Below are 24,862 nucleotides of genomic sequence, written 5' to 3' on the forward strand. Positions count from 1 at the left end.
TTTACAAGCTGAAAGGATGATTATTGTGTACATTCCTAAGCAATATCGTATGGAGAATGATGAGGCAATTCAATTTATGAAGTCTCATCCGTTTGCATTATTAATTACTGTCGATGAACATCGACCCATTGCTACACACGTTCCCATAGAGATTCGCGAAGATGAAGGGAAAATCTATGCGGCAGGGCACATCGCCTACGGAAACATGCAGAAAAAGACTTTAGATAATAATGCTGATGTAATGCTTATTTTTCAAGGACCTCATTCTTATATATCATCAAGTTGGTATACGGTAGAAGAGGTCCCCACATGGGACTATCTAGCCGTACATGCGTATGGAACAGCACGCATCGTTACTGGTGATGAGTTGATAGCGGATTTGAATATGCTGCTCAACCGTTACGAGTCTCACCGAGAAAACGGGAGGCTGATGTCTACGCTCGATCCTAAGTTGCTTGAGAGCGAAATGAAAGGAATTGTTGGTTTTAGAATAGAAATTACCTCCATTGAAGCCGCAGCTAAAATGAGCCAAAATCGGAAGGACACTGATTATAAAAAAATTGTTACAGAACTTGAAAAATCAGATGAACAAGCGGAAACCCAGGTTGCCGATTGGATGCGTGAGAAACGGAAAGGGTTGTTTGAATGATTAGTTTAATTATAACGGCTTGTGTTCTTGGATTTGTTTACAGTGCAGCCCCAGGAGCGGTCAACACAGAAGCGTTACGAAGAGGATTAAAGCGAGGATTTATGCCAGCCTTCTCCGTGGAGATCGGAGCTTTACTAGGGGATTTGCTTTGGGCTGTTGTCGGGCTAACAGGTGTGGCACTAGTTTTTCACTTTTTGGCAGTACAAATCATTTTGGGGATTGCTGGTGCTGCTTTTTTACTTCGAATGGCATGGATGTCCTTTTTAGACGCTCGTAAACCCATTGATTTGAATCAGTCAGGAAAGAAAGAACAACGGGATTTTTTGACGGGGATTGTATTTTCAATTGCCAATCCGTTTGGTATTGCGTTTTGGGGCGGGATTGGCGGAGGATTTGCAGCCCGTATTACAGGCATGCCGTTAATGGATAAGTTGGTGATTTTGTTTGTTGGCTTTGCTGCTGGTGCTTTTGTCTGGTGTGTTGGCATATCTCTGTTGGTTGCTTGGTCCCGGAAATTTATTGGAGAGAAGCTTTTGCGCGGGATCTTTACAATATCGAGTTTGGCGATGGCATATTTTGCTCTCGAGATGTTATGGAGTTTGATTCACAGTACGATTTATCCGATGTTTTCAACGCGGACACAGTTGAAGATAACTGAGTAAGTACCTCGTTAAACTTAATTAGGAAACGCCCCCTCATTCTAATTAGTTTGGGGGATTTTTTTGTTAAGGGGGGATAACAATTACTCCGAACCAAAATTCTTTGCTGTAGTATAGCTGTACTTTTTTAAGAGATTTGTTATATTTAAATAATTTAATCGGAATATTGAGAAATACTAAATAATAGATTTTTCCGAATTTTACTTTAATCATATTCCTATTACATTGATAGAATTACATATTTTTATTGAAAACTTAACAGTACGGAGGCGGTTTTATATTTATTAAATAAGATGAATTTAAATGCCAAAAATTAATACTTTAATAATATTGAATATCTGTGATATATTAATAAAGTAATATTTTTATTCTATTAAAAATAATCTAAAAAATAGGGGTGCTATGAATGAAGAAATTTGGTTTATTTAGTTTATTTTTAATCCTTACTCTCTTTATCGCAGCTTGCGGAAGCAAGGAAACAACAGGAGAGAAAGCGGATAGTGGAAAGGTATATAAAGTAGGCGTGGATACCACTTACCCACCATTTGAATATAAAGATGGAAATGATTATAAGGGTATCGATATTGATTTGATCAATGCAATTGCGAAAAATCAGGGCTTTAAGATTGAACTTAATCCAATGGATTTTGGTGGAATTATTCCAGCCATGCAGGCTAATCAGCTTGATGTAGCGATTGCTGGAATGAGCATTACAGATGAAAGAAAAAAGGTAGTAGACTTCTCAACTCCGTATTTTGACGCAGGCTTAACAGTTGTTGTTAAAAAAGATAATTCAACTATTAAGTCAGTTAATGAACTTAAAGGAAAAACTGTTGCTGTTAAAAAAGGAACAACAGGTGCGAAATATGCACAAGATAATGCATCTAAGCTAGGAATTAAAGTCGTTCAATTTAACGATAGTCCTGCAATGTTCCAGGAAGTTTCTAATGGAAATGCAGATGCACTTATTGAAGACTACCCAGTTATCTCTTACGCTATTGCCCAAAAGGACCTTGGTTTGAAAATTGTGGGTGATCGATTAAATGGCGACCAATATGGAATTGCTGTTTTGAAAGGTCAAAACAAGGATTTAATTGAAAAAATTAATAAAGGTCTTGCTGAACTTAAAAAAGATGGAACATATGATAAAATTGTAAAATCTTATCTTGGTGAATAATATTGTTAATAGGCGCGCATAAAAGCGCGCTTTCTTTTTGAAAGGGGATGAAACAGTGGACGTAATTACTGCATCTTTACCGATATTATTAAAAGGACTTCAAGTCACAATTTATATATTTGTTATTGCTATTATTCTAGGTTTTTTAATTGGCTTAGTGATGGCCTTGTTCCGGTTAGCGCCTATTAAAATCTTGAATTGGATTGCCAAGGTGTATGTTGATGCAATTCGAGGAACCCCATTTATCGTACAGCTATTTTTTATTTATTTTGGAGTGAATTCCCTCCATTTGATTTCCTTGAACAGTACAACAGCCGGTATTATCACCGTTGCCATTAACGCAGGGGCATATTTTGCAGAAATTATCAGAGCAGGAATTCAATCAATCGATAAGGGACAAACAGAAGCAGCTAGATCGATTGGTTTTACTGGAGCACAAACCATGCGTTACGTAGTCCTGCCACAGGCTTTTAGAAGAATGCTGCCTACCATTACGAATCAATCCATTATTAGTTTAAAAGACACTTCCTTATTATCCGTTATTGGTATTGCGGATTTAACACAACAGGGTCAAATTCAGGCTTCAGCAACTTTTGAGGCATTTAAAATTTGGCTTGCTGTAGGTGTGATTTACTTTATCATCATTTATTTGTTAACCCTTCTTGCTAATTTTGTTGAAAGGAGGATTCAGGTTCGATGAGCATTATAACAGTAAAAAACTTAAGAAAATCTTTCGGAAATCTAGAGGTATTAAAAGATATTAATGCAGAAATACAAGAAAAAGAAGTAATATGTGTCATTGGTCCTTCTGGATCAGGTAAGAGTACATTTCTTCGATGCCTAAATCGCCTAGAAGAAATCTCGGGTGGCGAGGTGGTCATTAACGGACATAATATAACGGACCCCAAAATTAATATAAACAAAGTAAGACAAGAAGTTGGAATGGTGTTTCAACAATTTAATCTTTTCCCTCATAAAACCGTTTTAGAAAATATCACTTTAGGACCTATTAAAATTCTTTCTACGGATAAAGCGGAAGCTGAAAAAATCGCTCTTGAGCTACTTAATAAGGTTGGGCTTAAAGAAAAAGCTAACAGCTACCCGGGAGAACTATCCGGCGGACAAAAACAGCGTGTTGCCATTGCAAGAGCGCTGGCAATGAATCCTAAAATCATGCTCTTTGATGAACCGACTTCTGCACTTGACCCTGAAATGGTCGGGGATGTTTTAGAGGTTATGAAGCAGCTTGCTAAAGAAGGCATGACCATGGTAGTTGTTACACATGAAATGGGATTTGCCCGGGAAGTTGGAGATCGTGTTATCTTCATGGATGGAGGGTATATTGTAGAAGAAAATGAACCGAATCAGTTATTCGGTGCCCCTCAGCATGAGAGAACGAAGGCTTTCTTAAGTAAGGTGCTATAAGCAAAAATAACAGGGTAATTTAAAAAGGGGGAACCTTAAAAGTATAAAAACTTTTAAGATTCCCCCTTTTTATTTAAAGTATCTTGTTAGTCAGCAATACCATTGTCCGACTGCAACATATAGGTCGGGCAGCGCATGTTTCCTTCATGAAGATGCTTGTGCTGGCGGTTTTATTGTATATAATACTTGTCTTTCAATAAATTAGACTTAAAATGAAGTAAGGAAAGGTGTGAACTTATGGAAGATAAACGTTTTAGCATTGCACACCGAGAAGCAATGATAGGTGTCATTCTTGTGATAATTAACTTTGCTATTTGGTATGGTTTTGCGTACGGTCTTGGAAGGCAGGACCCGACAACATATACGTACATCCTCGGTTTTCCGGCATGGTTCTTTTATAGCTGTATTGCTGGTACGGTCTTCATGATTGTGTTAATCGCCATCGTCATGAAATTCTTCTTTTCCGAAGTTTCACTTGAGGAGGAAGATGAAGAATGCACTGGCAAGTAATCATTCCACTTGCATTATTCCTTGTCATTATTTTCTTTATTGGCTTTTGGGCAAATGCGCGTGTTCGACAATCAGATTCGTTTCTATCAGATTATTTCCTTGGTGGACGTGAAATGGGTGGCTTCCTGCTCGCAATGACCATGATGGCAACATATGGAAGTGCATCAAGTTTTATTGGTGGCCCTGGTGTAGCGTATCAAACAGGTCTAGGTTGGGTGCTGCTTGCAATGGCTCAATTACCTGCAGGTTATTTTGTCTTGATGATTCTAGGGAAAAAGTTTGCGATTATTGCACGTAAATACGAGGCAATTACGTTAATTGACTTCCTAAAGGCTCGTTATCAATCCAATGCGATTGTGCTGCTTTCTGCAATTGCTATTTTTGTTTTTTTATTCGCATCGATGACAGCGCAATGGGTTGGAGGAGCACGATTAATCGAGTCCTTAACCGGGTTACCTTACCGGGGTGCCTTGCTCATCTTTGCCGTAGCGGTGCTTGTATATGTAATTATTGGTGGCTTTGCGGCTGTGGCCTTAACAGATGCACTGCAGGGTTCCGTTATGATTATAGGTACAGTCATTCTCCTTGTAGCGGTTACCATTGAAGGAGGCGGGGTTTCTGCCATTATGGCAAATCTTGTTGCAGAAAATCCAAATCTTGTTTCGCCATACGGTGCAGATTCAAGCCTTTCACCGCTTTATGTATCAACCTTCTGGATTTTAATTGGAATCGGTGTAATTGGCTTGCCGCAAATTGCCGTTCGTGCGATGAGCTATAAAGATTCAAAAGGAATGCATCGGGCAATCATTATTGGAACAATTGGGATTGGGACCATTATGTTTGGGATGCATTTAATCGGTGTATTCGGCCGTGCAGTGATTCCAGGGATAGAAATTGGCGATAAAGTGATGCCAACATTAACGCTCGATATTTTACCGCCTGTTCTTGCTGGAATTGTATTAGCTGCACCAATGGCAGCCATTATGTCGACGGTAAACGCCTTATTAATTTTAGTAAGCTCGACGCTTGTAAAAGATGTATATTTAAATTTTATTAAACCAAGTGCAAAAGATGCTGAAATTAAACGTATGAGCTTTATTGTGACAACAGTTGTCGGAATTGCCGTTGTGTTATTTGCCTTAAATCCGCCAGATCTATTAATTTGGCTAAACTTATTTGCGTTTGGCGGGCTGGAATCGGCATTTTTATGGGTCGTGGTGTTAGGTCTATATTGGAAAGGTGCGAATAAATACGGAGCGATTACGTCGATGATTGTCGGACTTGTTTCCTATGTTTATATTTATCACTTCCATGTCAATTTATTTGGTATGAATAGTGTAACAATCCCTATCGTTGTATCACTTCTTGTGTTTGTGCTTGTCAGTATGTGGACCAAGCATTTGGTCAAACAACCAAATAGGTTGTAAAGTGATGTTGAAGAGAAACTATAATAGATGATAAAAAAGACCATCTCAAAAGCCATTTTGGCGACCTGAGATGGTCTCTTTTTCTTACTTTGAATTGGAAGAATCTGAGTTCTACCCTTATTTAACCTTGCCCAATCTATTAACGGAAGTCTGCTTTAAATTCTCCAGTAATTTTTTGGTGGCCGTTATTTTCCTCAAATGATTGCTCTTGCTCTAAGTCGAAACGGTTCATAATCGGTAAATCGTTAACAGAGAATAGGTAAGAGTCTTCTGATGCAGAGTGTTCATACCAAGCCCAGTTTGGAACAACAAAGTAATCTCCTTTTTTCCAATCGAAGCGAATGCCGTCAATTACTGTGAAACCTTCACCTTTGTGTACTTGGTAAACCGTTGAGTGTGTATGACGTAATGCCTTTGTTTGGAAACCTTTTGGCAAATGCTGCATTCTTGTGCCAAGTGTCGGGTTAGCCGATTTACCTGTAGAGGGGTTAATGTACTCAACCGCGTATCCATGGTGTGGATTTGGCTCGAATTCCATCAAGCCTTTAATTCCTTCTACAGTGCGATCCCATTTATAATTAGCAAGTGGAGCAACCGTGAATTTATCATCGCCAACAGGACGAACCATTCCGCCGCGATAACGTCTCTCTGTAAAATTATCTGGAATATCCGGTTGTTGCAGGCCATCTTCATATGGTTCAAAGAATGTACCGCCGATTGAGTAAATAGTCGGAATATCTAAAGCATCCATCCAATACATAGGCTCTGTACCTAAATGTGCATGCCCATGCCATAAGTTCTTTGGAGTAATTAAAAAGTCGCCTTCCTCCATGAAAATACGTTCCCCCTGTACGATCGTGTATGCACCTGATCCTTCAGAAATGAAGCGCAATGCACTTTGTGAGTGACGGTGAGATGGAGCTTTTTCACCAGGCAATAACATTTGTACCGCTGCATAAATCGTTTGAGTTGTAGATCCCCATCCCCAAGGTTCACGATATGTTAAGCCAGGGTTTTGGAAATATATCGCACGACGTTCACCGCCGCGTTCTGGTGTGAAGATTTGAGCTGCTTCAGCCATTTTCTTTTTGATTAATTCATCGCTCCAAAGATAAGCTTGTGCTTGAGGCTTTGGCGTTTTGTGCATAATTGCTGGGATTGCTTCCCAAAGAGGTCCTAAGTTGTATTGTTGAATATCTTTTGTGTAATCGGTTACAATTGAGCTTTTCATAAATTCCTGAACTTCTTGATTTACTTCAGCCATTTCACATTCTCCTCTACTATTCAAATATATAGGGAAAAGGGGAGCAGCGTGTATGCTACTCAACCCCATTGCATCTTCTAATTAAACAGTGGCTACCACTTCTGTTGCCTTTACCTTATTTTCAAGAGCACCAATTTGGTCGATTTCAATCCGAACTACATCCCCATCTTTTAAGAATTGCGGAGGATTCATAGCAACTCCAACGCCCCCAGGAGTTCCTGTTAATACAACATCTCCCGGCTCTAACGTCATTAAATTTGATAAGAAAGCTACTAATTTTTGAACGGTGAATACTAGATTGGCAGTATTCGTTTTTTGACGTACTTCACCATTTACTTTTAGGACAACATCTAAGCCGGATGGATTTGGTATCTCATCGGAAGTTACTAAATATGGTCCCATTGGTGCACTGCCTTCTACAGTTTTTCCTTGTAGCCATTGAAGAGTGCGACGTTGAATATCACGATAGGTTACGTCATTTGTAATGGTATAACCTGCTACATAGTCTAATGCATCTTCTTCGGAAACATTGCGAGCTTGTTTTCCGACAACAAAAGTAAACTCTGCTTCATAGTCAAGCTGGTCAGAAATTGGATAGTGCGGAATATTGTCCTCTGGTCCTAAGATAGTATTGGAAAATTTCGCAAAAATAACTGGGTTCGAAGGGATTTCCCGGCCCATTTCTAAAATGTGCTCGCGGTAGTTGTGACCAACGCAAATAATTTTGCCTGGACGCTGCACAGGTGCTTCTACTTTAACATCCTCAAAATTGTAAACCACCTTTTTATCAAAGCTTTCAGGATTAGCTAAAATGAAATCAACGGCATTTTGTGCTAGTTTCAGTGATTCCTTACCACCTTGGTATAACTCATCTGTATTATCTGGCACATATGCTTTTGCGATAGCTTCGTATCGGTATTTTCCTTCTGCTTTTAACTGTGCTTGATAAGCATAGTTTAAGTCGATCACTTTATTATCAACGATTGCCCCTGCACGTGTATTCCCAGCGGCTGTAAAATTTATAAGTTTCATTGTTATCCTCCTATTTCCACTAATTATAAACTTAGTTCACTATTTATAAAAATATTAATTGAATTTTTAAGGATTGTCAATATTATTTGTTTTCAGAAAAATAACTCAGATGATTAGATTTTAATATAAGAAGAGATTAGAAGTTTCTAAATTTTTCAACATTTGTATTGACGAAATAGTGAAAAATGATATAAAGTTTACTTATCAGGAACACTGTTCTCTATTTATAGAAAATAATAATTTAATTGGAGGTAATTTTCAATGACTAATGTAAGCGATATTATTATCGTCGGTGGAGGAATCGGTGGTTTAGCTGCAGCTCTATCAATCCAGGAAACTGGTAAATCAATCGCAATTTTTGAGCAGGCACCTGAATTTGGGGAAATAGGTGCAGGGATTCAGTTGGCACCAAACGCGTTAGAAGTTTTAGACCGGCTGGGTGTAAAGGAAGAAATTGTGAAATATGCGGTGTTCCCAAAACGTCTTGTCCTTAAAGATGTGTATACTGCAAAAGAATTAGCAACTCTAGACTTAGGGGAAGCTTTCCAAAAAGAATACGGCCAACCCTATATCGTATTGCATCGCTCTGACTTGCACAGAGTCCTTTATGAAGCATGTCAAAAACGCGGTAATATCCAATTCTTTACAAACCAATGTATTCAAACTGCGGAACAAAATGGTGATACAGTAACTATTGTCAACCAAAATGGTGAAACGTTTAGTGCAGAGGCAGTTATTGGTGCGGATGGGGTAAAATCTAAGCTTCGCAAACTTTTTATTGATGATGAACCAGTAAACTCAGCGTATGTAGCTTACCGTGGGGCTATTCCAATTGAAGAAATAGCTCATGGCACAAACTTAGACTTAGATGATGTAATCATGTGGATTGGACCAAACCTTCACATGGTACAATACCCAGTTCGCCGTGGTGAGCTTTATAATCAGGTAGTAGTATTTAAATCTTATGATGCTACAGTGGAAGACTGGGGAACACCAGAAGAAATGGCACGTCGTTTTGAAAATAGTCATCCAAAAGTGCAAAATGCATTAAATTACATTAACCGCCAATTCCGCTGGCAAATGTATGACCGTGAGCCAATCGAAAATTGGACAAAAGGCAAAATTACATTATTAGGTGATTCTGGTCATGCCATGCTTCAATATTTAGCTCAAGGCGGCGTTCAAGCACTTGAAGATGCGTTCGTGTTGGGAGAAGAACTAAAAAGACATAATTCCTACGAAGAAGCCTTTAAAACATACCAGGAAGTTCGAATTCCACGTGCTTCAATGGTTCAAAGATCGGCTCGAAAATGGGGCGAAACGATTCACGCAGTGGATCCGCTTATCACCCTGCTTCGTGACCGTCTTTTCGAGCAGCACAAACCAACTGATTACCACAATGTTGATTTCCTATATGGCTATTTCAATAAGAATTATCAGCGTGTAGATAGCTAATTTACAACTTTTCGCAAAGAAAAACGCGTTAGAGCTAACTCTAGCGCATTTTCTTTGCACAGATATTCTGGACGTTTTTTTACCTAATTGAGGGAGGACATATTCTATGAAAACAGCGGTACTGAATGAAAAATTGGAATTGTTTAAAAAGGGTATTGAGGATATTGTAGCAATATTGAAAAATACGGAAGAGGCGACACTTTATGTGAAACCTTCTGAAAATGAATGGTCAGCCATGCAAATTGTTTCTCATATTTTAGAAGCTGTAGATTTTTGGGTTGTAGATTTGGAAGCACTGTTGGTGGTTCCAGGGGCAAAATGGGGACGTAATCATGAACATGTGCGTCGTTTAGCTGCAGTAAATGAAGAGATTGTATCACGTATAAATAAAGATGATGCCATAAATGCATTGCAAAACTTAGTCCCTAAAGTAGAAGAAGCACTTTTAAAAGTTAAAGAAGAGGATCTAGTGAAAACAGCTCCAAGTTATAATCCAAACTTTGACGGAAAACCGTTATCATTTTTAGTCGACCACTTAATTGTTCAGCATGTTTTGGGGCATTATGGGCAAATTGTCCGTCACTTGGAAAAAGTTCAATAAGAAGCGACCGATGCCACGGGGATTCTATTGGCACACAGAGACCAACTCAAAAGCAGATTGCTTCCTGAGAGGGTCTTTTTTGCTTTTGTTAGGACCTTTACAAAAGTATTTTGGATAAGTTCTTGAAATATTGAAATTCTGGTCATAAAGTTAATTTAGGGATTAAAATAACTATATGAAAAAGGCTTAACAGACTAGGAGGAGAAGAATGATTTCAGAACAATACAAGAATATGTTAAAAGGTAAATCTATTATTAGAGAACTAGCTGAATTTGCCGCAGCCCGCGGTGAGGAAATAGGTTATGAGAATGTATTTGATTACAGTTTGGGAAATCCATCTGTCCCCGTTCCGAAAGAATTTACGCAGACGATGATGGATTTGTTGAACAGTAAAAGTCCTGCAGAGCTTCACGGCTATAGTCCTAGTTTAGGAATTCCCTCTGTCAGAAAAAAAATAGCCCAATCATTGAATTGCCGGTTTCATATGAATTACACGGAAAATCATATTTTTATGACAAGTGGTGCGGCTGGCGCAATTGCCCATGCAGTACGCTGCGTAACACAACCTGGGGACGAAGTACTGACATTTGCACCATTTTTCCCTGAATACCATCCATATATAGATATAACAGGTGCGGTACTGAAAGTAGTTCCTCCCAATTCAGAAGATTTTCAGATAAACTTTACTTTGTTCGAAGAAATGCTGACGGAGAAAGTATCTGCCGTTTTGATTAACTCTCCAAACAATCCATCGGGAGTGATCTATTCAACGGCAACCATTCAAAAATTAACAGATCTTCTTCGCAAAAAGGAACAAGAATACGGACATGAAATTTTTATTATCTCTGATGAACCATACCGGGAGATTGTATTTGAAGGGGTAGAAGCTCCTTATGTGTCAAACTATTATGACAACACACTATCCTGTTACTCCTATTCTAAATCCCTTTCACTGCCGGGGGAACGGATTGGCTATATTGCGGTAAATCCTGCCTGCATAGATTCTGACCTGATTGTCAGTATGTGCGGACAGATTTCAAGGGGCATAGGACATAACTGCCCGCCTTCCATTATTCAACTTGCTGTTTCGGAAGTTGTGGATTTAACGAGTGATATGTCTGTTTATGAAACAAATATGAACTTGATTTATAACAAATTAGTAGAATTGGGAATTACCTGTGTGAAACCAGGCGGGACATTCTATATTTTCCCAAAGGCGCTTGAGGAAGATGCTAAAGTATTCTGTCAGAAGGCATTAAAATATGATTTGATTCTGGTTCCGGGCGATAGTTTCGGATGTCCGGGCTATTTCCGAATGGCCTATTGCATCGACACAGAAAAAGTGGAACGCTCACTGCCAGCATTGGAAAAGTTTATAAAGAGTGAATATAAAATTTAATTCTGACCGGGAGTGCCAGAGAGGACGGTTCGGGTGGCACTTTTAGGAAAAATGAAGCCTGAACCATAAAAATTTCTGATAAAGGAGACCATCTCAAAGCCGTCTTTTAGATGGTCTCCTTTACTTTTAAATAATTCCACTTTAATCAGGTACTAAAACGAAATTAATATAAACAATCTCTTTTAATTAATAGGTAAAATCTCTTTACCAAGGGCTTGTGCCAGTTTTGCTTTTCTAAATTTAACAAAGGAAACCATTCTCCAAGGTACAATATAGCTGAAAGCTACTGTTAAGAAAAGCATAGTTAAACTTGCTGGATCCAAGCCCGATATAAACTGCCTTAATATGATTCGAATCGCCACAACTGCAACCAATGCGATGAAAAAGGTTTTATTTTTTTGTACATAAATTTTGCCGTCCTGACGAATTTCATAATTGGTCGTCAACATAAGGGGTACCGCAAGCAATAACCCAATGAAAGATGCAACGGCCATTTCTGATATTTTCAATTGCAATGGAAGAGTTGATAATGCATAAAGCCCCGGAAGTATATAAAGCACCGGAAGTAATATCCTGATCCCTGACCCTTGAATCGGACGAACCATCGCCCTTGTTCTACTCCAAAAAACCAATCCCATAATCACAACCATGATTCCATACATTGCTATTCCGTTCATTTCCGATTCTCCTTTTTAAATAAGTTTATTTGTAATGAATTTTTGTTTTCGTTATCACACCTTGATTATAAGGTCCCTGACATTCTCCAAGTAGTCACCTTCGTCAACAATTGCTATATGACTTTAGTCATCATTTTGATATGACGATGGATTATGTTCTTTCCAACAAATGTAATAGTATAATATCTTTATATATATGGCTTTTGGAGGAGAGATATATGCTTAACAGTAAGTCTGGAAAAATGGTTTGGGCCTTTAAAGCAGTGATTGTCTTCTCGATTTTGTATGAAATTGTCACTAGAGAAAGCCTTTCAATCGAAATGAAAGCTGTATGGGTCACGGTTATTTTGTTGCTGCAAGCAAATGATTTTTTCAGAAACCGCTATCGCTTATTAGAGGGGTATCCAATTCTTTATAAGGTGTCACTGGTAGTGAATATTGCGGTGATCGGCATTTTTATGGTGTTGTTTGATAGTCCGTTAACGGGTATTTATTATGTATTTCCCCTCGCAGAAATCTTTTTGTCCGGTCAGTCAATTCAAAAGGGGATTATTGCCTTCCATTTTATTGTTTTTTTAGCTGGAACGGTCATTGTGAAGGCGGATGTTCAAACATCGTTAATTCCCTACCTTGCCATGTTGCTATTGGTTTATTTGTTTAGGGCCATCAGTTTGGAGAGAGAGAAAGGCCAACTATTAAGTGCTGAATTGGTGGAGGCACATGCCAAATTGAAAGAAATCACCATTGTTAAGGAGCGAACAAGAATTGCACAAGAGATGCATGATTCCATTGGACATTCCCTTATTGCACTTCGTATGCACTTGGAATTTGCCGAAAATATGATTGAGGTCAATCCGCAAAAAGCAGGGGCGGCCATTTCGAAAGCCCATGATTTTTCCAAAAAATCCATAAAGGAGCTTCGGAAGGCTGTTGCTGTATTAAAGGATCAATCGATAAACAGCCAAATTGAGCTGGAGGAATTATTGAACGATATGATTGAAAGCCTGGAAACCACAGGCAAGTTAAAGTTCACACTTAATTTTGATAAAGAGGTTGAATTGGGCCAGCAGGATATGAAAAATTGTATTTATACTTCAGTACGTGAAGCGGTGACCAACGGATTAAAGCACGGCAAAGCACAGCAGTTCCAAATTGATATCAAGAGAAGCGGTGAAGTAATACGAGTCGTTGTGGAAGACAATGGCCAAGGCTGCGGTCATATCAAAAAATCACATGGTCTAAAAGGAATTGAAGAACGAATTGCTTTAATGAATGGGAAGGTAAGTTTCTCTTCGGAAAAAGGATACGGGTTTAAACTGACGGCTGAAATACCAGCTTAAAAAATAACAAATGTCATAAAGAGGGTGAAGGCGCACATGACAAAGATTATGATTGTCGATGACCAGGAAATGGTAAGAGAAGGGCTGAGGATGATTTTGAGCCTGCATGAAGAAGTAGAAATTGTCGGGGAAGCCGGAAATGGAGAGCGATTGCTTGAGATTCTGAAAAACATGTTGCCTGATGTCATTCTAATGGATATACGAATGCCAGTAATGGACGGCATAGAGACATTAAAAATCGTGAAAGAAACCTATCCGAGTGTAAAAGTAATTATTCTGACAACCTTTAATGAAGATGAGTATATATTCAACGGACTTAAATTTGGCGCAGACGGTTATATTCTCAAAGACTCAAATTCTAAAGAAATCATTAAAGCGATCAAGGCGGCCTGTGAAGGCAATATGCTGCTTCATTCACAAGTCAGCTCAAAAATCTCCAAAGTGCTAAATTCCATGGATCAGACATCTATTAATGAAAATAAGATAAAAGAACAATTGGTCAATATGTTGACACCAAGGGAAATCGAAGTCGTGGAACTGATTATGCAAGGAAAAAGCAATAAGCAAATCGGGAGTGCGCTGTTTTTAACGGAAGGTACAGTAAAAAACTATATTTCTCGCATTCTTGACAAGTTCGAGCTCAACAATCGCACTGAACTAGTGTTATATTTACAAACAAGCTTAAGAGGATAAGATAATGAATGCCACGGGAATGACAAAAGAGAAAGGCAACTAACCTTTTTAGGGGTTGCCTTTCATGCTTTTTGACTATAATTAAAAAATCATTCCTCTTTCAGATGTCCAATAAGCCTGTTAAGTAAATCGCTCAAAACCAATATTTCTTGGTCATTATAAATATGATACGTCTTGGCATTAAAATCATTTCTTAAAGATTTCAATTGCTCATAAACTCGATGACCTTCATCTGTTATTTTTACACGCGTTCGTCGTTTATCTTCGGAATCTTGAAATAGTGTAACCAAATTTGATTTTTGAAGACGATTGATCATCCCTGTCATATTTTGTTTCGTAACTAGCAATTCTTCTTTTAGTTCACCAATTGAAATATCTCCTCTATTAATGATTGTTCTCAGAATCACCCATTGCTGTATGCTGTTTAAGCCAACATCTGCAACTATTTTTGAGCCATATCTGCTTAATAGATTGGATATCCTCAAGAAATCTAATGTAATGTTTGTTTTTAAATCTTCCATTTAAACCTCCGTGATAGCTAGCAAAATCATTTTCGTAATTTATTGACTATCTTAAAATAGTTGATTATTTTAGTCAAGTTGTTGACTAAAAAGCATGGATAAACTAAAATAATTTAGCAATCATTTGACAAATCCTTAAAGGAGATAAGAAACATGTCCAAAAAAACGACGAATCGTAAAATGGTAACTGCCGCGATGCTGGTTGCCATTCTTTTAGTCGCTATTGATGTCACGGTAGTTAGTACTGCAATGCCGCGGATTGTCAGTGACCTTAGCGGGCTAAAATTAATCAGCTGGGTATTTGCCATCTATACGCTTACCACTTCTGTAACGACTCCGATTTACGGAAAATTAGCTGATTTATTTGGCCGTAAGAAAATTTTTATTACCGGGGTTATTTTGTTTGTGGCAGGCTCGATGTTGTCAGGTGCTGCTCATACGATGACCCAGTTAATCTGGTTCCGTGCTTTTCAAGGAATTGGAGCTGGTGCGGTGATGCCGTTAACCTTTACGATTATCGGTGATCTCTACCCTGGTGAACAGCGTGCAAAAATGCAAGGAGTGTTTAGTTCGGTTTGGGGAATAGCCGGTCTTCTTGGTCCCTTGGTAGGCGGCTTCTTTGTGGATCAAATCAGCTGGCGCTGGATATTCTACATTAATTTGCCGGTTGGTTTAGTCTCATTGGTATTAATCACTGTCTTCTTCCATGAAACAGTTGAATTGAAAAAGGCCCCAAAAATCGATTATCTTGGAGCGATTACCTTTACAATTGGGATTTCAACCCTTTTATACGCGCTTCTAAATGCTGGTCCGGGTCAGAAATATGCATGGAATTCGACAGCAATTTATTCATTGTTTGCGGTTGCGGTAATCTTTATTGTCCTCTTTGGCTTTATTGAAACTAAGGTGAAGGAACCGATGCTTCCGCCATCGTTATTCCGGATTCCAGTGATCTTTGTTTCAAACTTCATTGGTTTTCTGGCAAGTGCTGTATTAATAGGGGTTAATGTTTATTTGCCAATGTGGATCCAGACGATTCTTGGCCACAGCGCTACAAGCTCAGGGCTTACATTAATGCCAATGTCGATTGCATGGCCTTTAGGTGCCACTTTTGCAGGACGTTATATGTATAAAATTGGCTCAAAGTTAACCGCAGTCCTTGGAGCAATTTTGATTGCCCTTGGGGGAACATGGTTGCTAGCTGTGGAACTTGGCTCACCTTATTGGTATTTTGTCGGAATTATGGTTGTCATTGGTCTTGGAATGGGTTATGCCACAACCCCAACAACCGTTCTTGTTCAATCCGCGGTTGGCTGGCAAATGCGGGGAGCGGCAACTGCTACAAACTCATTTACACGTTCAATAGGACAAACGGTTGGAATTGCAGTCTTTGGAACCATTTTTAATAACTCACTCATTCAATTTGGTAAGGAACATTCGAATGGACCATGGGGCGGAGGAGGCAATATTAGTAATGCCTTAAATTCTGAAACAATCAATAAACTGCCCGCTAACATCGTTACGATGATTCAAGAGGCTCTTGCACATGGCCTTCACCTTGTGTTTATTCTTGTATTTTTTATCGCGATTGCAAACCTATTAGTTAGTTTCTTCCTTCCTTCACATAAAAAGGTAATGGAACAACAAAAGCAAGTCCAACATTAAAAATAAAGCCGCCATTCGTGGCGGCTTTACTTTTAGACACATTCCTAAGGTTCCGTCTATTAAATTACTGATTTGCCGAATCAGCCGGCGCGTCAAGACTAATAGACACGTTATCAAGCTTATTTTTTTTCGGTATCGCAACATCATATGGCACATCGCTATGTCCGTAGCTGCGATGAATCACCATATACACTAAGCCAATACCAACAACTATGACTCCTGAAAGCAGCACGATATAGTTATCATACCAAGGGGCATCTGGTGTTCTTGGCCAACACATGTTGATCATTGCAATGATTCCGTAGACAAGCGCACCAATATTAATCGGCATTCCCCATTTGCCCAATTGATACTTACCACTTGGCTTCCATCCTTTTAGTCTAGCTCGAAGTGCAGCAAAGACAACCATTTGGAAACCAAGATAAATGCCAAATGCCGCAAAACTGATGACCTTTGTAAGCGCATCTGTAGAGACTTTTGATCCAAGCACAATGAGGGCTGGGACAATAGCGGCAAGAAGCAGCGAGTAGGGTGGAATGTGACGAGCAGCCGAAAACTTCTTTAGCAAACGGCTTCCGATAATCATGTCATCACGTCCATACGAATAGGCAAGCCTGCTTGCTGCCGCCTGTAAACTCATTACACAGGAAAGGAAAGAAATTAAAACAACACCCAGTACAATCTTGGCGCCAACAGCACCAAATGCTGCGTTTAGTAATGTATCAACAGGGGTTACGTCCTTACCAGCGATAACGGCTGGGATATCAGCAACTGAAAGTACTAAAGCAAGGCAAACAAAAGTTGCTGCAGCACCGCCAATGTAAATCGTCCGACGCATTGCCTTTGGGATCAGAACACCTGGATTTGGTACTTCTTCTGCAACATCACCACAAGCTTCGAACCCATAATATTGAAAAATTCCAATTAATCCAGCTGCTGCAAATGCATACATATAGCTATGACTACCTTGAGCACCAAAAGAATCGAAAAGCACATCAAGACCGTGAACCCTTTGTGTGAAAAGTAACCAAAAACCAACTACAAGCGCACCGATTAGCTCAGCTGCAAAACCAATAACTGCTGCAGCTGCGAGAACCCTTGTTCCAAGAAAATTAATGATAGTCGAAAGTGCAAGAAGAACTAATGCACATAGAATCGTGGAGTTCACCGATGGTTCAAAACCTATGACTTGTGATAGATAAGGTCCAGCTCCATATGCAACACTGGCAATCGTCACAAGCAAAGCCATTAGGTAAACCCAGCCAGTCATCCACGCCCACTTGCGTCCCCATAATCTTCGTGCCCAAGGATAAACTCCCCCTGCAACAGGATATTGCGCTACAATCTCACTGAAGACAAGTGCGACTAGTAATTGTCCGAGCCCAACGATGAAAAAACTCCAAATCATTGGTGGGCCACCTTGTGCAAGTGCGTATGCAAATAGTGAATACACACCTACTACAGGAGAAAGATAAGTGAACCCAAGTGAAAAGTTTGCCCACGGACTCATGTCGCGGCGAAATTCAGATTCATAACCAAGGGATGCCAGTTGTGCAGCATCACTATCATGATGTTCTGACGTATTTTTATTTAGATTTTCTTGCATATTTGAGCCTCCTTAAATAGTAGATACATTCTTATATGCAATTACTGTGCCAGTACAAGACTATTAAAAATATTCAGTAAATTGGATTTATAAATATTCTTATACTTAAAATTAAATTTCAATTTTGATATTTTGCATTCAAATTTGAAATATATTTAAGATGAGCGGAAGGTGTTTTATATCACAAAATTACCACTAAGTAATGTGTTAAATATTGCTATTTATAGTGGGAGATAGGGAAATTGTTTTTTTTACATAGATGGTCTATCAAGATTCATCAACCGTTATTATTAGAAGAGTCTAATGTTGTGAATGTAGAAGGTTGATGGAATGATAATTATTTTTATAGTTATTAGTGCATAATTTATTCGTAACTTCATAGGATCGAGGGATTTTTAGCAAAAGGAGAGGGCGATTCAAAACATTGTGACTTTTAAATCACCCTCATTATAACATTATTTATTTATTGTCTGAAAACCAGCCTGTCGGTCCTACAGCAAGATTGAAGTTAATTTGTTTCACTTCTTGGAATTCATCTAATCCAAATGTTCCAAGGCTTGAACCAATACCACTTTGTTTATACCCGTGCCAAGGAGCTTCGTTATAGGTTGGTCCATAAGTGTTAATCCAAGTAATACCAGCACGAACTTCTTTAATTACACGCATTGCTTTTGCACCATCAGAGGTGAATACGCCGCCAGCAAGACCATAGATCGTGTCATTTGCAAGTTTAATAGCTTCATCTTCATTGCTGAACTTTTGAATAACGGCAACAGGCCCGAAGATTTCTTCTTTTACGATACGCATTTCTGGCGTTACATCAATGAATACGGTTGGTTCAACAAAGAATCCTTTTTCTAAACCATTTTCAGTAAGACGATTTCCACCGCAAGCTAATGTTGCACCTTCATTTTTACCGATTTCAATATATTCTAGAATGGTATTAAGTTGAGCTGAACTTACAATTGCACCCATTTCGGAACCTTCTTCTAATCCTGGTCCTACTTTGATATTTTGGGCGCGTCTTACAAACTCTTTAACGAACTGGTCATAAATGCTTTCTTCCACAATAATTCGGCTTCCAGCAGAACATACTTGGCCAGATCCATAGAAAATACCCACTAATGCATTATCAACGGCAGCTTCAAAATCAGCATCAGCAAAAATAATATTTGGTGATTTTCCACCTAGTTCAAGGGAGATTTTTTTCAAATTTCCTGCGGCGCTTCGCATAATACTTCTTCCTACCTCAGTACTTCCAGTAAATGAAACCATATCAACATCATGACTCGCTGCAATTACGTCACCAATTACAGAACCTTGTCCCAATACCAGATTCACTACACCTTTTGGCACTCCAGCCTCTTCGATAATTTCAACCAATTTGGTTGCGGTTACAGGAGTTACTTCAGCTGGCTTATACACAATCGTATTTCCAGCCGCTAAAGCAGGGGCAAATTTCCAAACGCTCATTAAGAATGGGAAGTTCCATGGAACGATTAACCCTGTAACCCCGACTGGTTCACGTACAACCATTGCCTGCATAGGATCCGCAACATGATAGGTTTGTCCATCCGGAGTTCTAATGAGACCAGCATAATAGCGGAAGCAAGAGGCAGCATCACTTATATCAATATCTGCTTCAGCTTTGATTTTCCCATTATCTTTTACTTCAAGTTCTACTAGCTCATCGTGTTTTTCATCAATTTTATCAGCAATTTTCAAGAGGTAATCTGCACGTTCCTGCGCACTTAGCTTAGACCAGATACCGCTTTCAAAAGTTTTTTTTGCAGCTTTAATGGCTTCTTTTGTTTCTTCAACAGTTGCTCTAGGAGCGATTGCAATTAATTCACCATTTGCCGGATTAATAACCTTATTGGAATCTGGATTACTAGAAAGTCTCCATTCACCATTAATATACATCTTTAATTCTAAAACCTTAGTAGCTGTAGTCATAAGCTTTGCCTCCATTATTATAAGTTTAATATATTGTACGCTTTTGCGTAGTTACAAAAGGGTATATCTATGAATTTTTTACAAAATAGGCTCTATTATAGGTCTAAAACAAGCTCTTTGTCAGAAACTTTTGCTCTTGAGCAGCAAGTTAGAATAACTTTCTTTGTACATCTTTCTTCATCTTTGTAGAAGTGGTCTCGGTGATCCACTTCTCCTTCAACTACCTGTACTTCGCAGCTTCCACATCCGCCTACCTTACAAGAATAGGGAGCTTCGACTCCAGCTTTTAATAGTGCATCTAGTAACGTTTCTTCTTCAGAAACTAGCACTTCCTTACCGCTGTTAGCTAATTTTACAACAAACGGATCTTTTGGTCCTTCATCCGCCGCGGCAAATAATTCAAAATGAATTGAATGATAAGGATAACCAAAGAATTCTGCTGCTTCCCTAAATTCTTTTACCATTGAAACGGGTCCACAGAAATACACATGTGATCCAATTCGATGATCAGCCATTGTTACTGGCGTCAATTTTTTAGGATTTTCCGTTCTTGAGAAATAGAAGTGGCATTTTTCAGGATATCTTGCATTCAAATCATCATAAAACGTACATTCTTCTTTCGTTCTTGCAGCATAATGTAATTCAAATGATTTACCTTCCGCTTTTAAATCTTCCATCATGGTCATGAATGGAGTAATTCCAATTCCCGCTGCATAGAATACGTGATGTTTAGCAGCTTGGAAGGCAAGAGGGAAGTGGTTTTTTGGCCAACTGATTTCTAACCGGTCACCCAATTTGATCTCATCATGCCAATAAACAGAACCCCCTCTTGAATGGTCATCCTTTCGAATGGCAATCGCATATTGAGTCCGGTCAGTTGGATGACTGACTAGTGAGTAATTTCTTTCAATTAATTCATCGCCATTTTTTACATAGGTTGCAATATGTGATCCACCCGTAAACGAGGGAAGTGATTCTTGATCAACCGGGTACAAGTGGAAGCGCTTTACAAAATTTGTTTCCTGAACTATGTTTCCTACGTATACCTCAATATTTCCAAATGCTCTCATAAACCTCTCTCCCATTGTGATTATTTTTTCATTTAATATTTACTTTGATAGGACGAAAGCAGGATTGTAAGGATATCCAATATATCCTTTTCGCTCTTTCGAGTAGAAGGGGCCAATTTCTAAGCTGATTTGGCAATGATGACAGATGGTGTCCGTTTCCTTTGCCTCAACTTCTTGTAGATGAAAACATTTTATGCAATAAACATAACGTCTCCTCTTACCTGAAATTAGCAGTTGAATTTCATCTTCTGAAAAACCAGCCTCTATTGCCGCTGTGAAAATTGTAACGGCATCATCCCATTTAGCTGAAATATAAAGTTGTGTTCCCATTTTTTGCCTATCAAAAATTTCTTTGATGTTCTTTAATTGGAGTTCATCATTCAATTCAATTCTCTCATAATCTTTTTGCCCATTTATTTCATTAATAAATGATTGGATGTTTTCTGCTTCTTTTGGTTCTGCAGAAATAATAAGTAATTTTCTTCTATCCTGTCTTACAGTGAATTTTTCTACAATGGTTTTTGATTGATCGAATAATACCGGACTGTTGTATACCACTTTTACATACCTCCATCTTTACGACCCTAGTTAGTTTGCAAACTTACTTTTTCAACTAAGTTTTTCAAATATTCTACTGTTGGTTCAATAAATGGTGTAAATCCTTTATAATCAGCCATAGGCTTTGGAATATCGGATAAAATCGAGTAGGTCTGCTTTAGCCATTCTGGTCTTAATGGCAAATCTTTCATTGCCAGAAATTGAGTATTTAAGACGAATAAAACAGCATTACTTCTTGGCATACGATAGAAAAATTGTTCTTCTACACGAAGTCTTACTAGTTCACCAGCGTTTTCTGAATTAACTAAAAAGCGTGTTGGCCCCCATGTATCAAAAGTTTCATAGTTAACATCCCAACGATTTGCCATCAGATTCCAGTTAATCCTTGTCCATGGTTCACCTGGTAAAACATTACGGATTAAGAAATTACGAACTCTTTCAGCTAGCGGTACCCCTGTGCGCGACACAAATGGTACAGGTCCGTGAATTTCGTCAAATGACATCCCTTTATTCCAGTGCGGGGAGAATAAGGCTGCATAGGATTCCTGGGCAACTTCTAAATAAAGATTGTCATCTCTCACCACCATTAATACAAAATCAGTAGTGAAATGACGGCCAATTAAATCAAGCGGTTCAAGCTCGATGCAAGAAGCATCACCAAAAATGAAAGATTCCGTTTCATTTAAGATTAAATTATGAAAAGTCCAATGATTGCCGTTCTTTTCTAGCTGGAAGTGCTCAGGGTAGGCATCAACCGCCATATTCATGAGCATTTCTGCTACTTCCCATTGCATTTCCATTGTATGTGGATAGGATTGGAACCTTACTTCAGGTTGTTCAATAAGTAGTTCTCTTTTTCTTTTGATTTGTTTTTCATATTCTGGTGTAATTTTAACGCAATTCATTCGATCCTTTTCAAGTTTTCTTAAATCATTTGAATACCGATAGTTGGTCCCTTCTTTAATGGTATGAAAAGGGTATGGAAACAGGTCAAGATTAGTAGATTCGTACATATAAACTCCTCCTTTGATATTTACTAAATGATATTGCAATAAGTGTGCCAAGTATATAAACGTTGATTTTATGCCCTTTTCCTATATTTTTAATTTATTTTATATTCGGAATATTTCATTTATAAAATTTTTATTCAAAATTAAAATCCATACTGACTCTCAAAGTTTACAAAGCTGGTAAAAAGCGAAAATATTATATTCAAAAAATTCATATTTGAAATTTTTATTTGAATATGGAATAATTTTTAAATAAATCAAATCATTTTAACTTTATATAAGGAAGTGTTCTATGGGTGTGTCCATGATTTTATCGAATGAACAACTACTTCAAGCTTATCAATCAAGTATTCTATCTATTTACGATGAAATTATTGTAACCAATGTAAAGGGAATGATTTTATTTCGAAGTGGAGAACTGAAAAATTTTTGGTCAACAAACTCTATCTCACTTAAAGGAAGATTGTTTACTGAGCTAGAGGAAATTTCTTTCTTTGGTGATTCCATTTTACAATTATTAAATAGAGAGGTGCATTCTCTTCAATTAAAGGCTTGGAATGGCAGTCATATGCTAATAACCGTGTACACATCAAATAATCATAGTGAAGAATTAATTATATGGGGATTAAAAGGTATTTCTGATCATTTAAATGATTCAACCGAAATTACCGATGGCGAGGATACAAAACACACTCCTTCAATCGTCGTCCGTAGTCAAAAAATGAAAGATGTACTTAATACAATTGAAATGGTTTCGAAAGTTCCAACAACCGTTCTTTTATTAGGAGAATCTGGTGTAGGAAAAGAAATGATTGCTAAAACGATTCATCAATTAGGAAATAGAAACTCAAAACCTTTTATTGCTGTTAACTGTGGAGCAATTCCGGAAAATTTATTAGAAAGTGAATTATTCGGTTATGTCGGCGGAGCATTTAGTGGCGCAAACAAAAATGGTGCTCCCGGTAAATTTGAACTAGCAAATGAAGGGATTATTTTTCTCGATGAAATTGCAGAAATGCCAATGAATTTGCAAGTCAAATTACTCCGCATCTTACAGGAAAAAGAAGTTACCCCTTTAGGAAGCTCAAAACCGATTCATATTGACGTCCAGATTATCGCTGCAACGAATCAATCCTTAGAAAAAATGGTCAGAGAGGGACGATTTAGAGAAGATTTATATTATCGTCTAAATGTAGTCCCAATTGAAATTCCTTCATTAAGAGAAAGAATAGAAGAAATTCCTTACTTAATATATCATTTCGCAGCAAAGTATAATAACTTATATAATAGAAACATCAATATTTTACCAGATGCTATTGATTTATTGTGTATTTACGATTGGCCGGGAAATGTTCGGCAATTAGAGAATACAATTGAACGAATCGTTGTAACTAGTAGAGAATCGAACGTGAATGCAAGCTTAGTTCATCATTGCATCCCTTGGAAAAAGGATACTATTAAGGAACCGCCTATTATTAATCACATTATGCCGCTGGAAGAAGCCGTGGATATGATTGAAGAACAGTTGATTAAAATGGCCATGGATAAATATAAATCGGTTAAACTAGCAGCAAAAGTACTCGATATTAGTCAACCTACAATGAGCAGAAAATATAAAAAAATACGTGAGAAAGTCCAAGAGGAAGCTCTCTCTCCTTCAAATAAAAGGAAAATTCTGGAGCAGAATCTAAATAAACAATTACGATCAATGGCTATTGTTACATCTGCTGCCATTCATCCAGAAGATATCTCTGAATTAGTGAATCATAATGCTTCATCCTCTAATCCAACTTTTCAAAAGGTGCAGAAAAAATTAACCCAAATACGAGAACAAGAAGGAATCATTGAATGGGTCTACATTTTTAAAGCTGTCGATCATAACAAATTGCTGACGATTGTGGCCGATGAGGATTTCGTGATTCCACCTGGAGTTTTATACGATGGCCCGCCTGAAATGATGGAAGTAGCATTTGAGGCCATGAATGGAATAGCAGGAGTCACCCCTTTATATGAAGATATTTATGGAGAATGGAAAACAAGCTTTTCTCCTATAATAGACCATGACGGAAAGGTTTTAGCCATTATTGGGTTTGACCATAGTAAGTCTTATATCGAAAATGAGTTAAAGAAAATAGAGAATATGTTAAAAACAAATTAGGATCCATACA

The 24,862-nt window shown here is 38.2% G+C and carries 23 protein-coding genes; 14 read left to right on the plus strand and 9 right to left on the minus strand.

Annotation, left to right across the window (positions count from 1 at the left end; translation table 11 throughout):
* Positions 1-16: 16 nt before the first annotated feature.
* From ACFQZ9_RS22900 to panF, 7 genes are all read left to right on the plus strand, one after another.
* The gene (locus ACFQZ9_RS22900) at positions 17-649 is read left to right on the plus strand and encodes an FMN-binding negative transcriptional regulator (protein ID WP_498945604.1); all 633 of its coding nucleotides are present in this window, start codon (positions 17-19) and stop codon (positions 647-649) included.
* Positions 646-1,311 (plus strand): LysE family translocator, encoded by a 666-nt coding sequence (locus ACFQZ9_RS22905; RefSeq protein ID WP_198311960.1) that lies wholly within the window; start codon positions 646-648, stop codon positions 1,309-1,311. The genes ACFQZ9_RS22900 and ACFQZ9_RS22905 overlap by 4 nt, the downstream gene beginning before the upstream one ends.
* Before the next feature lie 403 nt (positions 1,312-1,714).
* Positions 1,715-2,485: a type 2 periplasmic-binding domain-containing protein gene (locus ACFQZ9_RS22910; protein ID WP_498945606.1), complete on the plus strand. Its 771-nt coding sequence runs from the start codon at positions 1,715-1,717 to the stop codon at positions 2,483-2,485.
* A gap of 55 nt (positions 2,486-2,540) precedes the next feature.
* Entirely contained in the window at positions 2,541-3,185 is a 645-nt protein-coding gene (locus tag ACFQZ9_RS22915; RefSeq protein ID WP_026573918.1) for an amino acid ABC transporter permease, read from the plus strand.
* Positions 3,182-3,910: an amino acid ABC transporter ATP-binding protein gene (locus ACFQZ9_RS22920; protein ID WP_286180203.1), complete on the plus strand. Its 729-nt coding sequence runs from the start codon at positions 3,182-3,184 to the stop codon at positions 3,908-3,910. Before ACFQZ9_RS22915 ends, ACFQZ9_RS22920 begins: the two co-directional genes overlap by 4 nt.
* A 237-nt stretch (positions 3,911-4,147) precedes the next feature.
* The gene (locus ACFQZ9_RS22925) at positions 4,148-4,420 is read left to right on the plus strand and encodes a YhdT family protein (RefSeq protein ID WP_198311962.1); all 273 of its coding nucleotides are present in this window, start codon (positions 4,148-4,150) and stop codon (positions 4,418-4,420) included.
* On the plus strand, positions 4,405-5,847 hold the full coding sequence (gene panF / locus ACFQZ9_RS22930; protein WP_498945609.1) for a sodium/pantothenate symporter: 1,443 nt from the start codon (positions 4,405-4,407) through the stop codon (positions 5,845-5,847). The genes ACFQZ9_RS22925 and panF overlap by 16 nt, the downstream gene beginning before the upstream one ends.
* Before the next feature lie 139 nt (positions 5,848-5,986).
* Here panF and ACFQZ9_RS22935 read toward each other — a convergent pair whose 3' ends face one another.
* Entirely contained in the window at positions 5,987-7,111 is a 1,125-nt protein-coding gene (locus tag ACFQZ9_RS22935) for a cupin domain-containing protein (RefSeq protein ID WP_498945838.1), read from the minus strand.
* An 81-nt stretch (positions 7,112-7,192) separates the two neighbouring features.
* Positions 7,193-8,143 (minus strand): fumarylacetoacetate hydrolase family protein, encoded by a 951-nt coding sequence (locus ACFQZ9_RS22940; RefSeq protein WP_498945611.1) that lies wholly within the window; start codon positions 8,141-8,143, stop codon positions 7,193-7,195.
* A 261-nt stretch (positions 8,144-8,404) separates the two neighbouring features.
* On the opposite strand from ACFQZ9_RS22940, the gene ACFQZ9_RS22945 reads away from it, so the two are divergent.
* From ACFQZ9_RS22945 to ACFQZ9_RS22955, 3 genes are all read left to right on the plus strand, one after another.
* Positions 8,405-9,598: an FAD-dependent monooxygenase gene (locus ACFQZ9_RS22945; RefSeq protein ID WP_498945613.1), complete on the plus strand. Its 1,194-nt coding sequence runs from the start codon at positions 8,405-8,407 to the stop codon at positions 9,596-9,598.
* A 106-nt stretch (positions 9,599-9,704) separates the two neighbouring features.
* Positions 9,705-10,199, plus strand: a complete 495-nt coding sequence (locus ACFQZ9_RS22950) for a DinB family protein (RefSeq protein ID WP_498945615.1) — start codon at positions 9,705-9,707, stop codon at positions 10,197-10,199.
* Between the two features lie 208 nt (positions 10,200-10,407).
* Positions 10,408-11,598 carry a pyridoxal phosphate-dependent aminotransferase gene (locus ACFQZ9_RS22955; RefSeq protein WP_498945616.1) on the plus strand — a complete coding sequence of 397 codons (1,191 nt, stop codon included), beginning with the start codon at positions 10,408-10,410 and terminating at the stop codon, positions 11,596-11,598.
* Positions 11,599-11,780: 182 nt separating this feature from the next.
* Here the strand turns inward: ACFQZ9_RS22955 and ACFQZ9_RS22960 are convergent, their stop codons facing one another.
* Positions 11,781-12,275, minus strand: coding sequence for a cytochrome c biogenesis protein CcdC (locus tag ACFQZ9_RS22960; RefSeq protein ID WP_498945618.1), 495 nt, complete (start codon positions 12,273-12,275; stop codon positions 11,781-11,783).
* Positions 12,276-12,493: 218 nt separating this feature from the next.
* Here ACFQZ9_RS22960 and ACFQZ9_RS22965 point away from each other — a divergent pair, with 218 nt between their 5' ends.
* Both ACFQZ9_RS22965 and ACFQZ9_RS22970 read left to right on the plus strand, forming a co-directional pair.
* Entirely contained in the window at positions 12,494-13,615 is a 1,122-nt protein-coding gene (locus ACFQZ9_RS22965; protein ID WP_498945620.1) for a sensor histidine kinase, read from the plus strand.
* Positions 13,616-13,651: 36 nt separating this feature from the next.
* Positions 13,652-14,308 carry a response regulator transcription factor gene (locus ACFQZ9_RS22970; protein ID WP_498945622.1) on the plus strand — a complete coding sequence of 219 codons (657 nt, stop codon included), beginning with the start codon at positions 13,652-13,654 and terminating at the stop codon, positions 14,306-14,308.
* A gap of 89 nt (positions 14,309-14,397) precedes the next feature.
* Here the strand turns inward: ACFQZ9_RS22970 and ACFQZ9_RS22975 are convergent, their stop codons facing one another.
* On the minus strand, positions 14,398-14,829 hold the full coding sequence (locus ACFQZ9_RS22975) for a MarR family winged helix-turn-helix transcriptional regulator (RefSeq protein ID WP_498945623.1): 432 nt from the start codon (positions 14,827-14,829) through the stop codon (positions 14,398-14,400).
* A gap of 153 nt (positions 14,830-14,982) precedes the next feature.
* On the opposite strand from ACFQZ9_RS22975, the gene ACFQZ9_RS22980 reads away from it, so the two are divergent.
* Complete coding sequence (locus ACFQZ9_RS22980; protein ID WP_498945624.1) at positions 14,983-16,494, plus strand: MDR family MFS transporter; 1,512 nt, start codon at positions 14,983-14,985, stop codon at positions 16,492-16,494.
* Between the two features lie 64 nt (positions 16,495-16,558).
* On the opposite strand, the gene ACFQZ9_RS22985 is transcribed toward ACFQZ9_RS22980, so the two are convergent.
* The 5 genes from ACFQZ9_RS22985 to ACFQZ9_RS23005 form a co-directional block, all read right to left on the minus strand.
* The gene (locus ACFQZ9_RS22985) at positions 16,559-18,100 is read right to left on the minus strand and encodes an APC family permease (RefSeq protein WP_498945626.1); all 1,542 of its coding nucleotides are present in this window, start codon (positions 18,098-18,100) and stop codon (positions 16,559-16,561) included.
* A gap of 459 nt (positions 18,101-18,559) precedes the next feature.
* Positions 18,560-20,056 (minus strand): aldehyde dehydrogenase family protein, encoded by a 1,497-nt coding sequence (locus tag ACFQZ9_RS22990; protein WP_498945627.1) that lies wholly within the window; start codon positions 20,054-20,056, stop codon positions 18,560-18,562.
* A 95-nt stretch (positions 20,057-20,151) separates the two neighbouring features.
* Entirely contained in the window at positions 20,152-21,126 is a 975-nt protein-coding gene (locus ACFQZ9_RS22995) for a PDR/VanB family oxidoreductase (RefSeq protein WP_498945628.1), read from the minus strand.
* Between the two features lie 39 nt (positions 21,127-21,165).
* On the minus strand, positions 21,166-21,684 hold the full coding sequence (locus tag ACFQZ9_RS23000) for an LIM domain-containing protein (RefSeq protein WP_498945629.1): 519 nt from the start codon (positions 21,682-21,684) through the stop codon (positions 21,166-21,168).
* Positions 21,685-21,710: 26 nt separating this feature from the next.
* On the minus strand, positions 21,711-22,697 hold the full coding sequence (locus ACFQZ9_RS23005; protein WP_498945631.1) for a heme-dependent oxidative N-demethylase family protein: 987 nt from the start codon (positions 22,695-22,697) through the stop codon (positions 21,711-21,713).
* Positions 22,698-22,986: 289 nt separating this feature from the next.
* Between ACFQZ9_RS23005 and ACFQZ9_RS23010 the strand changes: the two genes are divergently transcribed.
* Positions 22,987-24,852: a sigma-54 interaction domain-containing protein gene (locus tag ACFQZ9_RS23010; protein WP_498945633.1), complete on the plus strand. Its 1,866-nt coding sequence runs from the start codon at positions 22,987-22,989 to the stop codon at positions 24,850-24,852.
* Positions 24,853-24,862 lie beyond the last annotated feature (10 nt).

The organism is Neobacillus sp. GCM10027624 (genome assembly GCF_042675345.1).
GTDB classification, from domain to species: domain Bacteria; phylum Bacillota; class Bacilli; order Bacillales; family Cytobacillaceae; genus Neobacillus; species Neobacillus cucumis_D.

What these genes read in the sequence shown, in the direction of transcription:
- ACFQZ9_RS22900 (WP_498945604.1), top strand. Translation starts at nt 17, where the DNA reads ATGATTATTGTGTACATTCCTAAGCAATATCGTATGGAGAATGATGAG.
- ACFQZ9_RS22905 (WP_198311960.1), top strand. Translation starts at nt 646, where the DNA reads ATGATTAGTTTAATTATAACGGCTTGTGTTCTTGGATTTGTTTACAGT.
- ACFQZ9_RS22910 (WP_498945606.1), top strand. Translation starts at nt 1,715, where the DNA reads ATGAAGAAATTTGGTTTATTTAGTTTATTTTTAATCCTTACTCTCTTT.
- ACFQZ9_RS22920 (WP_286180203.1), top strand. Translation starts at nt 3,182, where the DNA reads ATGAGCATTATAACAGTAAAAAACTTAAGAAAATCTTTCGGAAATCTA.
- ACFQZ9_RS22925 (WP_198311962.1), top strand. Translation starts at nt 4,148, where the DNA reads ATGGAAGATAAACGTTTTAGCATTGCACACCGAGAAGCAATGATAGGT.
- panF (WP_498945609.1), top strand. Translation starts at nt 4,405, where the DNA reads ATGCACTGGCAAGTAATCATTCCACTTGCATTATTCCTTGTCATTATT.
- ACFQZ9_RS22935 (WP_498945838.1), bottom strand. Translation starts at nt 7,111, where the DNA reads ATGGCTGAAGTAAATCAAGAAGTTCAGGAATTTATGAAAAGCTCAATT.
- ACFQZ9_RS22940 (WP_498945611.1), bottom strand. Translation starts at nt 8,143, where the DNA reads ATGAAACTTATAAATTTTACAGCCGCTGGGAATACACGTGCAGGGGCA.
- ACFQZ9_RS22945 (WP_498945613.1), top strand. Translation starts at nt 8,405, where the DNA reads ATGACTAATGTAAGCGATATTATTATCGTCGGTGGAGGAATCGGTGGT.
- ACFQZ9_RS22950 (WP_498945615.1), top strand. Translation starts at nt 9,705, where the DNA reads ATGAAAACAGCGGTACTGAATGAAAAATTGGAATTGTTTAAAAAGGGT.
- ACFQZ9_RS22955 (WP_498945616.1), top strand. Translation starts at nt 10,408, where the DNA reads ATGATTTCAGAACAATACAAGAATATGTTAAAAGGTAAATCTATTATT.
- ACFQZ9_RS22960 (WP_498945618.1), bottom strand. Translation starts at nt 12,275, where the DNA reads ATGAACGGAATAGCAATGTATGGAATCATGGTTGTGATTATGGGATTG.
- ACFQZ9_RS22965 (WP_498945620.1), top strand. Translation starts at nt 12,494, where the DNA reads ATGCTTAACAGTAAGTCTGGAAAAATGGTTTGGGCCTTTAAAGCAGTG.
- ACFQZ9_RS22970 (WP_498945622.1), top strand. Translation starts at nt 13,652, where the DNA reads ATGACAAAGATTATGATTGTCGATGACCAGGAAATGGTAAGAGAAGGG.
- ACFQZ9_RS22975 (WP_498945623.1), bottom strand. Translation starts at nt 14,829, where the DNA reads ATGGAAGATTTAAAAACAAACATTACATTAGATTTCTTGAGGATATCC.
- ACFQZ9_RS22980 (WP_498945624.1), top strand. Translation starts at nt 14,983, where the DNA reads ATGTCCAAAAAAACGACGAATCGTAAAATGGTAACTGCCGCGATGCTG.
- ACFQZ9_RS22985 (WP_498945626.1), bottom strand. Translation starts at nt 18,100, where the DNA reads ATGCAAGAAAATCTAAATAAAAATACGTCAGAACATCATGATAGTGAT.
- ACFQZ9_RS22990 (WP_498945627.1), bottom strand. Translation starts at nt 20,056, where the DNA reads ATGACTACAGCTACTAAGGTTTTAGAATTAAAGATGTATATTAATGGT.
- ACFQZ9_RS22995 (WP_498945628.1), bottom strand. Translation starts at nt 21,126, where the DNA reads ATGAGAGCATTTGGAAATATTGAGGTATACGTAGGAAACATAGTTCAG.
- ACFQZ9_RS23005 (WP_498945631.1), bottom strand. Translation starts at nt 22,697, where the DNA reads ATGTACGAATCTACTAATCTTGACCTGTTTCCATACCCTTTTCATACC.
- ACFQZ9_RS23010 (WP_498945633.1), top strand. Translation starts at nt 22,987, where the DNA reads ATGGGTGTGTCCATGATTTTATCGAATGAACAACTACTTCAAGCTTAT.